This window comes from Amycolatopsis sp. NPDC051373, from assembly GCF_040689465.1.
In the GTDB taxonomy this organism is placed as follows: domain Bacteria; phylum Actinomycetota; class Actinomycetes; order Mycobacteriales; family Pseudonocardiaceae; genus Amycolatopsis.
The window spans coordinates 85729-99700 of the sequence record NZ_JBFBAE010000001.1; the positions used below are offsets into that span (position 1 = coordinate 85729).

The window sequence follows — 13972 nt, forward strand, 5'->3', positions numbered from 1 at the left end:
GCACGAAACCCGTCATTCGGGAACTTTCGCCACGGCCGGGCAACAGCCGAGCACCACCGCCACCAGCGTGCAGAACAACGCGACGACCTGGTGCTTCACGTTCTCGATCCCGTCGCCCAGAGCGGCCACGACGAACTGACCCACCGCAGTCGTCAGGAGGAGCGCGAGGGTGACGCCCAGCGCAGCCCGCCGATGTCGCCACGCGCGCCAGCCGACGAGGAGCCACACGGGCAGCAAGGCGAACAAGCCCAGGGGCGCCAGCAACCCCGTCAGCCCCGACCACAGTGGCACCCGGTACTCCTGCGCCGCCGGCGGCAAGCCGGCCGAAGCGTCGAAGGAGGCCAGGTACGGAGGGCGCGCTGTGAGCAGGTCGCCGGCCGCGCGGTTCAGAACGCCCAGGGTGCGGTCCGGGTGCGTGGCGAACCACTCCACGACGTTGCGCCGGCTCAAGCGGTCGCGGTACTGCGCGTACTGCGGATCCAACGTCACCGGATGCGGGTGCCACCAGCCGTTGCCCGCGTATTGCCCGAACGACGCCGGCAGGCCGAGAGCCGCCAGGTCCGCGGCGGTGTCGTGGTGGCCGTCGATGATGTTGAGGAACACCGTGTTCACCATGTTGATGTCGCGCGAGTCGTCGCCGGGTCGGGCAGACGCCGTGCCGTCGGGAGCGACCGCCGGGGTGACGGCCGTCTGAGCCCACCAGGTCCCGCCGGCCAGAGCGAGAATCACGAGAACCCCCGGCACCCAACGAGAACGCGTCACCAGCAGCACCGCGATGACCAGAAACGGCAAGACCATCAACGTCTGCACCTTGGCGTTCACCGCCATCAACCCGCCGACGACGGTCACCGCGCCGCCGATCCAAAGCCACCGTCGCCCCATCAGCAGCAGGCCGCCGACGGCCAGCAAAATGCCGAGAAAAGCCGTCCCCTCGCCCAAAGTCGACGAGAAATAGCCGAAGAACGCCGAATCCGCCACCACCAGTAGCAAACCGACGGCCACGGGCAAGCGCACCCGCGGCCCGTACGGCAATCCGACCACCACCACGGCCACCGCTGCCGCGGCGACAACCGAAGAAATCACGCCGAGCACGACCAGGCTCAGCTCCGACCGCGACCCGAACGCCACCGCCAGCCGGGCGAGCCAGCTCTGGCTCAGCTGGTACGTCGGGTCGCAGCCGCCGGGTGTGGCCTCGTACACCAGGTGGACGTACTGCTCCGGCTTGCTGGTCCAGGTGATCCCGGCGCCGCACAGCACGCGGAAGCCGTCGCCGTTGTCGGACATGGACACCGGGCGCGGCACGAGAAAGCGCACCAGCAACACGGCCAGGGACACGCCGAAGACCCCGAACCCGAGGGCCGTGGACCTGCGCGCCACCGTCATCCCGGGCACGATACGTACTGGAAGTCCGGTGCTCGATCGAGGTACTCGATGAGCAGGCCGGCCTCGTCGGCGCGCGGGTACACGGAGATCCAGAACGGCGTGCCGGTGCGGCGGAACGTGGCGACGCGGTACCAGGCCCGGGTGTCGTCGGCGCAGTGCTGGCGTTTGGCGTAGCCGGTTTCCTCGGGGACGGCCACTGTTGCGCGCATCAGGTTGGTGCCCACCAGCAGCCGCGAGCCCGCGCGGCTGGCGATGGCGCCCGGCGCGGCGGCGCTCACCACGGAGCCCGGCGGCAGGTACGAAGCCAGCCAGTCGCCGACTTCCGCGAGCTGCGCACTGTCGGTGTGCCACGCCCGCACGCTCGTGAGCACGTCCGGGCTCACCACCGACACGAGCACCGCGAACCCGGTCAGCACGGCCGCGACCACTGGCACCAGATGCGACACCGTGCGCGGCTTCGGTGACGGGTTCGCGGCCGTCAGCACGCCGTACGCGCCCACCGAAGCCACGGCCAGCAGTGGCGGCACGGGCACGAGCAGCCGCCAAGACGGGCCGGTGTCACCGTCGAGCACAACCACGAAAACCGTGAAGCACAAGGCCAACGTGAACAGCAGCCACAGCGCCGCGCGCGGTTCGGCCGCGCGTTCGGGCGTGCGCAGCGCGAGCAACCCCACCACAGCGGCAACGGCAAGCACCAGGAACCCCAGGTGCGCCAAGGAAAAGCCCGCGAGGTAGCGCCAGTCGGGGCCGAGCACGCGCACGGCGGAGTCGGGCAGGAAGTGGTGGTAGTAGGTTGCGCGCCAGGCCGTCCACGGCACGAGGAACACCAGCGCGCCCAGCACGTAGCCCGCCGGCGTCCACCAGTTGTGCCGGCCGCGCGCAGCGCCGAGCGCCAGCCACAGCCCCGCCACGACGGCGAGCACCAGACCTTCCGGCCGGGTCATCACCGCGCCGGCCACGAGAACCCCCGCCACCACGGACCGGCGGGCGACCAGCGCGTTGGCCACGGCCAGCACCAGCAGCACGAACATTGGCAGCTCGGTGCCCGACGGCCCATACACGGCGAGGCCGCTCGCGCCGGCCGTCAGCACGGCCGCCGCGACACCGATCGCGGGCTGCGGTTCCGCGCCTTCCGGCAGCGCGAGACGCACGATGCGATTGGTGAGGAAGTACGCGAGAAGAACGCACCCCAACACCGCGACGACACCCAGTACAACGGCCGACGTCGGGATATCCGCGCCGAATGCCGCGCGCGGCAACGCGATCACCACCAGCCACAGGAAATTCGCGTAACCCTCGTTCCGGTCGCCGGGATTGAACACGGGCCCGTTGCCGTCGGCGATGTTCTGCGCATAACGGAAGGTGACGAGCGCGTCTTCGGTCACGGTGGCGAACAACAGCTGGTGCACCAGCGAAAACGCGAGCACGAGCACCACCACGAACGCCCGCCACCCTGCGTCGGTGGCGATCCGGCGCCAGGTCGCGACGACGAGCGCGCCCAGCACCAGCCAGCCCCCCACGACCGCGTAGACCACGCGGACCCCCTGCCTCCAGCCCCCGGCCGGTCCCCACCGGCCGCCACCCCGACGCCACCCGCCGTCACCCGTTGTCACGGTGAATCCCCGCGACGAAACCTCGCTTTCGGGTGAGCGATTGGCCGGAATGCGCAGCGTTGTCGGGCGGTTCCGGCCGTCACTTCACGCAGTCCAGTCAATCGCTTCACTATGCTTCCCGGACATAAGCCGTTCGGGTGTATATCGGGCCCGCTAATCTGTGACTCCGATTCCGATCCGCCACCCGGGGGTACCGAGCGGATCCGTCACAGCCGAGGAAGTCTGTTGCCGAGCGAACCCACACTGCTGTCCGATGTGGCGAGTCTCGCCGTCCTCGTGCTCGTACTCGGCCTGCCGGGGGTGCTCACCGGCCTCGCCGCCGGCCTGCGCGGCTGGGTGCTGGCCGGCCTGACGCCGCTCCTGAGCTACGCGATCGGCGGCCTGGCGGGGCCGTGGACCGCGGCGATGGGGCTGCCGTTCAACACGGTCACGTTCTGCGTGACCACTGTGGTCTTCGTGGCTGTCGCGTTCGGACTGAGGCGGCTGACGGTGCGGCGGTGGCCGCCGGTGGCCGAACCGCGGGTGTGGTCGGCGCGCGGGCAGTGGGGCGTGGTCGGGTGCCTGCTGCTGGCCACCGGGTTCGGGTTCTACGCCGCCGTGCGCGGCATGGGCCACCTCGGCGCGATCGCGCAGGGCGGCGACGCGCCATACGCGGCCAACGGCGTGCGCTACATCGCCACCACGGGCGACGGCAGCCTGTTCGGCATGGGCACGCTCAACTGGTACGGCGACGCCCACCCGCCCTTCTACCCCAACGCCTACCACCTGCTCGCCGCCATCCAGTACTCGCTGACCGGTTCGACGTCGATCCCGCTGACGCTCGACGTGAACACCGTGGTGCTGCCCGGTCTGCTGGCGCTGTCGCTGGTCGTGCTGGTGCGCGAGTTCCGCGGCCGCGCGGTGCTGGCCGGCGCGGTGGCGCTCGCGTCGGCGGCGCCGGTGATGAGCACGTACGAGTCGATGAGCCGCGGGCCGCTGTTCCCGTTCCTGCTGGGGCTGGCCCTGACACCGTTGGCGGCCGTGGTGCTGAAGCGCTACCTGGAACGCGTGGCGCCCGATACCGGGTTTCTGCTGGTCGTGGCCGCGGTCGGGCTGCTGTGCATCCACTCGTCGACGCTGTTCGGCGGGATCCTGTTCGCCGGGCCGCTGCTGCTGCAACGCTGGTTCTCCCCGGGCCGGCGCTGGCGCCGCTTCGGCCACGACCTGCTCGCGCTGCTGCCGATCGCCGTGGTGTCGGTGCTGGTGGCGTGGCTGCAGCTGTTCGGCGCGCTCGGCCTGGCCAACGGCACCCTGCCCTACCTCGGCTGGCCGATCGAGTGGCGCGCGACCAGCGCGATCGGTGCGCTGCTGGGCTTCCAGCATTGGGAACCGCACCCGCAGCTGTGGCTTTCCGCCGCGCTGCTGCTGGGCTTCATCTTCTTCCGCCGGCTCGGCGACCTGCGGTGGATCGGCGTCACAGCGCTGATCACCGGCATCGCGTACGCGGCCGTGTCGTCGTCGAACTCGCCGCTGGTGATGGCGTTCTCCCGGCCCTGGTGGGACGACCCGTACCGGTTCATCTCGATGGCCATCGTGCCGCTGTCGTTCATCGCGGGCCACGGCCTGGCGTCGCTGCAGCAGTGGCTCGGAGAGCACCTGCCGCCGCGGGTGCCGGCGGTGATCCTGGCGGTGCTGGTGCTGGTCGGCTTCGCGGGTGCCACGAGGGGCCTGTACGCGGTGTCCAACGGCGACCGCCTCGCCCCCGGCTACCGCTCCGCCAACCCGCACGACCAGACCATCACGCCCGGCGAGGAAGCCGCGATGGTCCAGCTCGGCCACCTCGCGGCCCCCGGCGAATGGGCCATGAACGACCGCCTCGACGGCACGGTCTGGACGTATGCCCTCACGGGCGTCCGCACCGTCGCCGCGCACGACGACGGCACCGCACCCCCCACGGACGCCCTGTACCTGGCCTGGCAGTTCCGCGACTACGAGACGGACCCGGTGGTGCGCGACGCGGTCAAGCGGCTGAACATCCACTGGGTGATCCTGGGCCGGCCGATGGCGCCGCCCAGCCCCCCGTACGCCTCGCCGGGGCTGGTAGGGCTGGACGGGTTGCCGTTCTTGCAGCAGGTGTACCGGAACTCGGACGCCGTGATTTACCGGCTGAAGAGCTGAGGCGGCGGGTTTTTCAAACGGCTGAGGTCCGGACCGCGAACCTCTGGCGCGTCAGGCAGCGGCGACCGTGCGGCGATTCGTGGCCCAGGCGGCGCCCGCCGCGAAGCCCGCCGTGAGCAGGTCCGCGACGGTGAACATCACGCGGGACGCCACGGCGAACGCGGTGGCCTGGCCGACGGTGAGGCCACTGGCCGTGAGCACGGCGACCTGGGCTACTTCGCGCACGCCGATGCCGCTGGGCAGGATGAAGGCGAAGGTGCCCACGGTCATCGCGACGGCCATGGCGCCGACGCAGAGCACGAGCCCGTTGAAGCCCGGGGCGCCGACGGAGTTGGCGAGCAGCCACAGGTGCACGCCCTGCAGGACCCAGGCCAGCGTCGACGCGCCGAAGGTCTTGAGCACGACACCCCAGGTCAAAGGGCGTTCCAGCGGCGGGCGGCGAAGCAGGCGAAGCACGAGCGAGGTGCCCCAGGTCAGCACGCGCGGGTGCAGCAGCGCGAGGCCGACCGGGATCAGCACGAACAGCCACATCGCACGCGGGCTGTGGCTGAACACGGCCGGCGCGGCGAGCAGCGACACGACGAGCGCCGAGACCACGCCGACGCCGAGCTGGATCAGCGAGCCGGTGAAAATCCGGGCGCGCGCGAGGCCGGCTTTGCGGCCGAGCTCCATCTGCAGCAGGTACGCCCACACCGAACCCGGCACGTACTTGCCGAGCGAGCCGACCAGGCAGATCTGCGCGCCGCGGATGTAGCCGATGGGTTTGCCGAGGTCATCGACCAGCACCTGCCAGCCCCAGGTCGACACCATGATCGCCAGCACGAGCGCGACGAGGCTCAGCACTGAGGACTGCCAGGCCACATCGGACAGCGTGCGCCAGAACTCGGTCCAGTTGTCGGTGAGCGCCTTGGCCGCGAAGGCCACCACGAGCACGATCGCGAGCCAGCGCACCGCGTCGAGGATCTTGGCCTTGGTGGACTTCCCCGTCTTCGGCTTCGAAGGAGCCGGGGAGTCCTCCTCAGGCGTTCGAACGGTCGTCACTGACCAGTCTCCTCACAACGCAACACAGACTCGTCACCGCGAGTCAGGCCTGCACCGTGACCAGGCGGCTGAACTCGGCAAGCAGATCGTAACCGTCCCAGACGCCCGCGAACGTCAACGCCGACCCGAACGGCACCACCCGATCGACGCCGCGCCCGGCGAGCTCCGTCACGAATTCCACCAGCTCGTCGCGGGTAAACCCGAACTGCGCCACGGTCTGGTCCTTGCGCAGAACCAGCGGCACAAGTTCACCCAACGAGGCGAGGTGCGCGTTGGCGAAAGTGCCCGCGCCGAGCCACTCGCGCGGCATCACGGTCACGTCGGTGAGCTCGAGTGTGGCCAGGGAATTTCCGTCGAAAGAGACCGCCGACACGAGCCCGTCGACCGCCGCGCCGTAGGCCGACACGCGCTTCTGCACGGCCATCGCCGGCTCGGTCACGTGCTGCTTGGCCTCGAGCACCGACGCGAGCAGCGCCCGGAATTCTTCGCCCGCCGCGCGCGCACCGTCGGCGTCGCCGACCCAGAACACCGCCCGCGGCGACGAGCACGCGGCCTGGTCGAACCAGTACGAGTCGTTGTAGAAGCCCTCGGCCGCTGCTCGCCGCTGCTGCGGCGTGGCCTCCTGCCAGCCGCGCACCGACGCGACGGCGAACGACGAGCGGTCCGGGAACGTGAGGTCACGCGCGTGTGGCGCCAGCGGGTACTTGCGCAGCGCGGCGACGGAACCGTCGCCGCCCCAGATCACGCGCAGGTCGGCGGCCAGCGACAGGGCGCCGCTGATCTCGTCGCTGCGGTCGTAGGTGACCATGCGCTGGGTCGCGCGGATGGTCGCCGCGGTCTCCGGCGACACGTCGTCCAGCGCCGCGTTCAACGCCTCCAGCACGGCCTCCGCCGCCCCCGCCGAACGCGACGACACGCGCACGACGTTCGGGTTGCCCGCCAGCGCCGAGAGGGCCCACGAGTACACGAAGATCGTGTCGACGTTGGCCGGCGGCACGTGGAACACAAGACCGCGCGGGAAGCGCAGCGCGTCGCCGGAGGTTTCCAAAGTGGACAGTGCCTTCGCGAGCTCTCCCTTGCGCAGAAAGAAACCCAGCGAGGCCAGCTCCGGGTAACGCCGCGCGAGGGCGGGCGCGAGGAGCTTGCGCGCGAACTTCGTGACGAACTCGACCACGCGCGGGTCGCCGACGGTCAACCGGCCACCGGGCGGTTCGGCGCGCACCTCGGCCAGCAGCGAACCAACCTCAACCGGCTCCGCAACGGGGAACCGCTGCTCCAGAGACGTCATCTCCGCCTTCCTCCCCTCCACCGCCCTCAACGGAGTGGCTCCGCCACGCTGCTGTTTTCCGCCGAGAACGTGTCCGAACAACCCCGCGCCTCGGCCTTCGGCAGCCGCCCCAGCACGGAGAAGTGCTTGCCGGGCCAGTCACCGTCGTCGATGCCGTTGTACACACCGAGGTCCTCGGTCAGCAGCACATGTCCCGGGTACGAGCGTGGCAGCGTCGAGACGACCTCGATCACGCCTGGCTTGCCCACCGGCTGCTCGCGCCACGTCTCCGGGTCCCGGATCACGACGTCGGCGAAATCCGGGCAGTACAGGGAGTTCCCCGACGGTCCTTCGAGGAACACGGTGCCGATCTGCTCGATCATCCCGTAGTAGTTGTGGATCCGCGTGAGGCCGGTGTCCTCTTTGAACCGACGGCGGAACTCGGTGTTGTCCACGGCGCGGTCGATCAGCTTCTTCCAGCCACCGGAGTGGATCAGGATGCCGTTGGAGAGATCAAGCCCGTGGTCGCGCGCCACCTCGTACAGGTAGAGCCACACCATGAACGTGAACCCGAAGATCAGGAACGGCTTGTCCCCGTACTCGGCGAGGAACTTCTTCACGGCCTCGACGTCGGGCTGGTCGTTCTCGTCGAGCACGTACGTGTGCTTGCGGCCGAAGTTGGCCATGCCCAGCACGCCGGCGCCGCGCGCGGAGAACGAGCGGCGGTTCTTGATGATGCCGATGGTGTCGACCATCAGCATCGGGAGCCGCTCGCCGCCGAGGACTTCCTGCAGCGTCGCGCCGAGCTGCTTGGTCTGCGCGCCCGCCGCGTCCTTGTCCAGGTAGATGCGCGACGCGCCGGCGCCGGTGGTGCCCGAAGACGTGAGCGTCTTGAACACCTCGGCGTCGGGAATCGACTTGAGGTCGTGCGTCTTGAACATGCGCACCGGCAGCCACGGCAGGTCCGCGATCGTGGCGAACGGCGCGTTCGGCGCGATTCCGAGCGACGTCAGGATCCGGTCGTAGCCTTCGGAGCTCGCGCGGTGGTGCGCGGTCAGCTCCGCGAGCTCGGGAAGCAGCTGCGCCTCCCGCTCGGCCTGCGAGCGCGTGAACACACTCATACCCGTCCTTCCAACGACCGGTAGTCGATCTTCCCGCTGGCCAGCAGCGGCACCGTGTCGATCGGCCGCACGTCGAACCCGCTGGTGTGCAGGTGCAGCCGCTCCGACAACGCGCGCGACGCGTCCTTGCAGATCGCCTTGGCGCCGTCGCCCTCGGGCAGCTCGGCCCACAGCACGACCTTGTCGCCCGCAGGCACGGCCGCCACCACGTCGATGCCCACCGCGGCCTGGCGCACGGCGTGCTCCAGGTCATCGAGGCTCACGCGGTTGCCGAACACCTTGCCGATGCGCTTGAGCCGCCCGGTGATGAACAGGTACCCCTCTTCGTCGAGGTACCCGAGGTCACCGGTGGCGAGCAGCCCGCCGCATTCGTCGCCCGCGGCCAGGGCGGCCTCGTCGTCGGCGTAGCCCATCATCACGTTGGGTCCCCGGTAGACGACCTCGCCGACGATCTTGGGGTGCTTGGTCTCGATCCCGTCGTCGCGGCGGACGGAGAACACACCGCCGGGCAGCGCGGGGCCGGCGGAGCCGATCTTGTCGGCGAGGCGCTCGGCGGGCACGGTGGTCATGCGCGGTGAGGCCTCGGTCTGGCCGTACATCACGTACATCCGGCCGCCGACCGCGCGCATCTTGTCGTTGAACTCCACCACGAGCTCGTCGCGCAGCTTGCCGCCCGCCTGCGTGAGCGTGCGCAGCGTCGGGTACTTCGCGGGGTCGAACTTGAGGCGCCGCAGCATTTCGTAGTGGTACGGCACGCCCGACAGCGACGTGATGCCGTACTCGTTCACCGCGTCCCAGAATCCGCGGCCGAGCACGCCGGACGCTTCGATCACCACGGTCGCACCACGCACGAGGTGCGAATTCAGCACCGAAAGGCCGTAGCTGTAGTGCAGCGGCAGGCAGGTGGGGGCGATCTCGTCGGCGTCGACGTGCAGCACCTCGGCGATGGCCTCGGCGTTGGCGAGCAAACCGTTGCGCGACAGGCGCACGAGCTTGGGGTTGCCGGTGGAGCCACTGGTCGGCAGCAGCACGGCGAGGTCAGGGTGCGGCTTCACGCCGTCGGCCGACTCGCGCAGCCAGTTTTCACCGGACGCCGTGTAGCCCTCGGGCGCCGGGGCGTCCGGCGCGGCCAGCACGGCGGCGGGCCGGAACCGCGTGATCAGGCCCGCGAGCACGTCGGCGTCGAGCGCCGGGTCGATCAGCGCCACCGCGCGGTGGGCCTCGACGGCGCCGAGGTACCGCAGCACGCTCGCCAGGTCGACGGACATCCGCGCGAACAGCACACCCGCCGGCAGCTCACCGAGCGCGGCCGCGACGCGCGCGACCTCCGCGTCCAGCTCGTCGCCCGCCAGCGTGCGGCCCCCGGCCGCGTCGACCAGCCGGGCACCCGCACCCCACAGCGTCACAGCACCAAGCCTCCGTCGATCCCCAGCACCTGTCCGGTGATGAACGCGGCGTCGTCGCTCACCAGGAACCGGATCGCCTTCGCCACGTCCTCGGCGGTCCCGAGCCGGCCCAGCGGTGTCTTCGCGACGTTGTCCGCCTTCGCGTCCTCGGACAGCGCCGAGGTGAGGTCCGTCTCGATCACGCCGGGCGCCACCGCGTTCACGCGGATACCCGAGCGGCCAAGCTCCTTCGCGGCCGAGCGCGCGATGTTGGCCACCGCCGCCTTCGACGCCGCGTACACGGTCTGACCTGCGCTTCCGTACTGGCCCACCACGGAGGCGAGCACCACGATCGCACCGGTTTTCTTGCGCATCATCGCCCGCGCCGCGGCCTGCACGGTGTGCAGCGTGCCGGCGACGTTGGTGGCCAGCGTGGTGTCGACGAGCTCCTCGCGGATCATGCCGAGGAGCGCGTCCTCCATGATCCCGGCGTTGGCGACCACGACGTCGAGCCTGCCGTGCTCCTTCGCAACCCCGCGGACGACCGTCGACACGGCCTTGGCGTCGGTGACGTCGAGCGCGAGACCGGCGGCGGCACCCGCGGCTTCCGCGGCTTCCTTCGCGCGGCCCTCGTCGCGGCTGGTCAGGACCACCGTCGCGCCGGCCTCGACCAGGGCGCGCGCGGTGGCCAAGCCGATCCCGCGCGTACCGCCGGTCACCAGCGCGACGCGTCCGGTGAGATCAGTCATTCTTCGACTTCAGCTCGGTCACCATGTCCACGGCGGCCTTGAAGCTCGACATGTCGATGACCTGGTCGGTGTCGAACTCGACGTCGAACTCGTCCTCGATGGCCGCGACCAGCGCCATGTGGCCGACCGAGTCCCACGCCTCGATGTCGCGGTACTTCAGGTTCTCGACGTCCACATCTCCGTCGAGGTCAAGCGCCTCGACGAAGACCTCGCGCAGCTTGGGGGCGACACTCATTTCACAGCTCCTAGTGCTCGTCACGCGGGCGGGCGTCCCACGCCTTGACCAAGGTAGAGAGGTCGCCGGGCAGGCGGTCGGCCAGCCCATCCTCCGGGAGGCCCTCCTTGCCCTTCAGCCACGGACCCAGTGCCTCGATCGTGGCCTCGTCCAGACCTCGGCGGGACAGGCCCACGACGTTCACGCCGGTGACGCGCGCCGGGTTGCCCACGGCGATCGTGAACGCGCCCACCTCGCGCCGCACGGCCGAGGCCATGCCGACCATCGCGCCGGGGCCGACCACCACCTTCTGGTGCAGGATCGCGCCCATGCCGAGGTTGGCGCCGTCCCAGATGTGGCAGTGGCCGCCGGTGAGCACGTTGGACGCGATGGTGACGCCGGAGCCGACCAGGCAGTCGTGGGCGATGTGGGAGCCGCGCAGGTAGTAACCGTCGCTGCCGAGCGTGGTGGTGCGCCAGGTGCCCTGGTGGACGGTCGCGTACTCGCGGATGCGGTTGCGGCTGCCGATCACCACGCCGTGGCCGTCGGCGTCCGCGTCGCCGGTCGGGGCGGTGTCCCACGCAGCGGGGTGTTCACGGCCACGGTCCTCGCCCGGCGTGCCGATGGTCACGTGCGGGCCGATCCAGTTGCCGTCGCCGATCCTGGTCGGGCCGACGATCACCGTGTACGGTCCGATCACGTTGTCGTCGCCGAGCTCGACGCCTTCGCCGATGATCGCGGTGGGGTGGATTCGGTTGGCCACGCTGGTGATCCGTTCCGTTTCGTTTTACCGCTGTCGGGTCCGAGCGGCCTGGGGTCTGGGGCAGGCGGCGGCGCCCGGTAACGTGTGGCCCGCGTTCACGCAAGGCGCGGCCGGGCGCAGAACCGGCGGCTCGCCGGCCTCGCGGCCTGAGCGCACTGCACTGTACCGGACGCATCGAAATCGCCTGCCGAGAGAGACTGCCGATGATCCCCATTACCGTGGTCGACGTCCGTGACGCGGAAGACCTCGTCGTCGAGGTGCTGCGATCCGGCGCCATCGCACAGGGGCCGATGGTCAAGCGCTTCGAGGACGCCTTCGCGCACGTCGCGGGCACGAAGCACGCCATCGCCGTGAACAACGGCACCACCGCGTTGGTCGCCTCGCTGCAGGCGCTGGACCTGGCACCGGGTGACGAGGTGATCACCACGCCGTTCACGTTCGTCGCGACGTTGAACGCCATCCTCGAGGCCGGCGCCACCGTCCGGTTCGCCGACATCCGGCGCGACGACTTCGCGATCGACCCCGACGCCGTGGGCGCCGCCGTCACCGACCGCACCAAGGTCCTGATGCCGGTGCACTTGTACGGCCAGACGGCGGACATGGGCAAGCTCGCCCCGCTCGCCGCCGAGCACGGGCTGCAGGTCATCGAGGACTCGGCGCAGGCGGTCGGCGCGTCGTTCGAGGGCCGCGCCGCCGGCTCGTACGGCATCGGCTGCTTCTCGCTGTACGCGACCAAGAACGTGACGACCGCCGAGGGCGGCGTGATCACCACCGACGACGACGTACTGGCCGACAAGCTGCGCGTACTGCGCAACCAGGGCATGCGCGCCCGCTACCAGTACGAGATGGCCGGCCACAACTACCGCATGACGGACCTGCACGCGGCCGTCGGCATCCCGCAGCTGGAGAAGCTCGACCAGCTCACCGCGGCCCGCCAGGCCAACGCGAAGCGGCTGTCGGAGGGGCTGGCGGGCACGCCGGGCCTCGACATCCCGCAGGTGCTGCCGGGCCGGGAGCACGTGTGGCACCAGTACACCGTGCTCGTGGGTCCGCACGCGATGCTCTCGCGCGACGAGCTGGCCGCCTCGCTCACCGAGCGCGGCATCGGCAACGGGATCTACTACCCCAAGATCGTGTTCGACTACGACTGCTACCGCGGCCACCCGCTGATCCCGGGCGCCGATGTGAACGACTTCCCGGTGGCCACGGCCGTCGCGGCGCAGGCGCTTTCGCTGCCGGTACACCCGCACCTGACCGACGCACAGCTCGACAAGATCATCGAAACGGTTCGCGAGGTGCTCGGCGCATGACCCACCGCATCGCCCTGATCGGCACGGGCAACATGGGCTCGCTGCACGCGCGCGTGCTGACGGCCAACGAGCGCGTGGACCTCGTCCGCGTGATCGACCCGCGCGAGGAAGCCGGCCGCGCTGTCGCCGAGCGCTACGAGACGCAGTGGACGCCGGAGCTCGGCTCACTGTCCGATGTGGACGCCGTGGTGCTCGCGTCGGCCACCGAGGTGCACTACGACCTGGCGCAGGAGATCCTGGGCCAGGGCAAGCCGATGCTCGTCGAGAAGCCGGTGTGCAACAGCTTCGAGAAGTCGCAGGAGATCGTGGCGCTCTCGGAGCAGAAGGACGTGCCGCTGATGTGCGGCCTGCTCGAGCGCTACAACCCCGCCGTGATGACGGCGCGGGCGCTGGTCAACGAGCCGGTGCACTTCATGGCACGGCGCCACGGCCCGTACGCGCCGCGCATCAAGACCGGCGTCGCGTGGGACCTGCTGGTGCACGACGTCGACCTGGCGATCCAGTTCTTCGGTGGCGCCACGCCGGCCCGCGTCACCTCGGGTGCCGGCTACTTCCACCCGAACTCGGTCGAGGGCGCTGAGGACACCATCGAGACGGTGCTGTCGTTCCCGACCGGCCTGGCCACGGTGTCGGCTTCGCGGCTGGGGCAGAAGAAGGTGCGTTCGCTGGTCGTGTCCGAACTGGACCGGCTGATCGAGATCGACCTGCTGCGCCGCGACGTGACGATCTACCGCCACGTGTCGCACGACTCCGTGACGCCCGACGGCCTCGGCTACCGGCAGCAGACCGTGATCGAGATCCCGGAGCTGGTCACCGCGCGCGAGCCGCTGGCCACTCAGCTGGACCGGTTCCTGGACCTGCTCGAGGGCAAGATCGACGCCGCCGTGGAGCGCGACCTGATCCTGCCGTCGCACCACGTGGTGGCGCAGGTGCTCACGCAGGCCGCCGCTTAGGTTTTCGGCGAGGCGG

General features: G+C 70.3%; 12 protein-coding genes. 3 read left to right on the plus strand and 9 right to left on the minus strand.

Annotated features, from left to right (window positions below; genetic code table 11):
• Positions 1–12 precede the first annotated feature (12 nt).
• Both AB0383_RS00485 and AB0383_RS00490 read right to left on the minus strand, forming a co-directional pair.
• On the minus strand, positions 13–1383 hold the full coding sequence (locus tag AB0383_RS00485; RefSeq protein ID WP_366184217.1) for a hypothetical protein: 1371 nt from the start codon (positions 1381–1383) through the stop codon (positions 13–15).
• Entirely contained in the window at positions 1380–2918 is a 1539-nt protein-coding gene (locus AB0383_RS00490; RefSeq protein WP_364173716.1) for a hypothetical protein, read from the minus strand. The genes AB0383_RS00485 and AB0383_RS00490 overlap by 4 nt, the downstream gene beginning before the upstream one ends.
• Positions 2919–3221: 303 nt before the next feature.
• Between AB0383_RS00490 and AB0383_RS00495 the strand changes: the two genes are divergently transcribed.
• Positions 3222–5153, plus strand: coding sequence for a DUF6541 family protein (locus AB0383_RS00495; RefSeq protein ID WP_364173719.1), 1932 nt, complete (start codon positions 3222–3224; stop codon positions 5151–5153).
• A 51-nt stretch (positions 5154–5204) separates the two neighbouring features.
• Here AB0383_RS00495 and AB0383_RS00500 read toward each other — a convergent pair whose 3' ends face one another.
• Genes AB0383_RS00500 through AB0383_RS00530 form a run of 7 tightly spaced genes read right to left on the minus strand, consistent with a single transcriptional unit; the run spans position 5205 to position 11693 of the window.
• Entirely contained in the window at positions 5205–6194 is a 990-nt protein-coding gene (locus AB0383_RS00500; RefSeq protein WP_364173722.1) for a lysylphosphatidylglycerol synthase transmembrane domain-containing protein, read from the minus strand.
• A 43-nt stretch (positions 6195–6237) separates the two neighbouring features.
• A complete protein-coding gene (locus tag AB0383_RS00505) occupies positions 6238–7482 on the minus strand; it encodes an acyl-CoA reductase (RefSeq protein WP_366184220.1) in 1245 nt (414 codons plus the stop codon).
• A gap of 26 nt (positions 7483–7508) precedes the next feature.
• Positions 7509–8582, minus strand: coding sequence for an acyl-protein synthetase (locus AB0383_RS00510; RefSeq protein ID WP_366184222.1), 1074 nt, complete (start codon positions 8580–8582; stop codon positions 7509–7511).
• On the minus strand, positions 8579–9988 hold the full coding sequence (locus AB0383_RS00515; protein WP_366184224.1) for an AMP-binding protein: 1410 nt from the start codon (positions 9986–9988) through the stop codon (positions 8579–8581). The genes AB0383_RS00510 and AB0383_RS00515 overlap by 4 nt, the downstream gene beginning before the upstream one ends.
• Entirely contained in the window at positions 9985–10716 is a 732-nt protein-coding gene (locus AB0383_RS00520; RefSeq protein WP_364173732.1) for a glucose 1-dehydrogenase, read from the minus strand. The genes AB0383_RS00515 and AB0383_RS00520 overlap by 4 nt, the downstream gene beginning before the upstream one ends.
• On the minus strand, positions 10709–10951 hold the full coding sequence (locus tag AB0383_RS00525) for an acyl carrier protein (protein WP_366184227.1): 243 nt from the start codon (positions 10949–10951) through the stop codon (positions 10709–10711). The genes AB0383_RS00520 and AB0383_RS00525 overlap by 8 nt, the downstream gene beginning before the upstream one ends.
• 10 nt (positions 10952–10961) lie before the next feature.
• Complete coding sequence (locus AB0383_RS00530; protein ID WP_364173736.1) at positions 10962–11693, minus strand: UDP-N-acetylglucosamine acyltransferase; 732 nt, start codon at positions 11691–11693, stop codon at positions 10962–10964.
• Positions 11694–11896: 203 nt separating this feature from the next.
• Here AB0383_RS00530 and AB0383_RS00535 point away from each other — a divergent pair, with 203 nt between their 5' ends.
• Positions 11897–13003 (plus strand): DegT/DnrJ/EryC1/StrS family aminotransferase, encoded by a 1107-nt coding sequence (locus AB0383_RS00535; RefSeq protein ID WP_220245599.1) that lies wholly within the window; start codon positions 11897–11899, stop codon positions 13001–13003.
• Positions 13000–13956: a Gfo/Idh/MocA family oxidoreductase gene (locus tag AB0383_RS00540; RefSeq protein ID WP_364173739.1), complete on the plus strand. Its 957-nt coding sequence runs from the start codon at positions 13000–13002 to the stop codon at positions 13954–13956. The genes AB0383_RS00535 and AB0383_RS00540 overlap by 4 nt, the downstream gene beginning before the upstream one ends.
• Positions 13957–13972: the final 16 nt, after the last annotated feature.

Bases quoted from the DNA above. Each gene is read 5' to 3' on its own strand.
- AB0383_RS00485 (WP_366184217.1), bottom strand. From the start codon at position 1,383: ATGACGGTGGCGCGCAGGTCCACGGCCCTCGGGTTCGGGGTCTTCGGC.
- AB0383_RS00505 (WP_366184220.1), bottom strand. From the start codon at position 7,482: ATGACGTCTCTGGAGCAGCGGTTCCCCGTTGCGGAGCCGGTTGAGGTT.
- AB0383_RS00510 (WP_366184222.1), bottom strand. From the start codon at position 8,582: ATGAGTGTGTTCACGCGCTCGCAGGCCGAGCGGGAGGCGCAGCTGCTT.
- AB0383_RS00520 (WP_364173732.1), bottom strand. From the start codon at position 10,716: ATGACTGATCTCACCGGACGCGTCGCGCTGGTGACCGGCGGTACGCGC.
- AB0383_RS00525 (WP_366184227.1), bottom strand. From the start codon at position 10,951: ATGAGTGTCGCCCCCAAGCTGCGCGAGGTCTTCGTCGAGGCGCTTGAC.
- AB0383_RS00535 (WP_220245599.1), top strand. From the start codon at position 11,897: ATGATCCCCATTACCGTGGTCGACGTCCGTGACGCGGAAGACCTCGTC.
- AB0383_RS00540 (WP_364173739.1), top strand. From the start codon at position 13,000: ATGACCCACCGCATCGCCCTGATCGGCACGGGCAACATGGGCTCGCTG.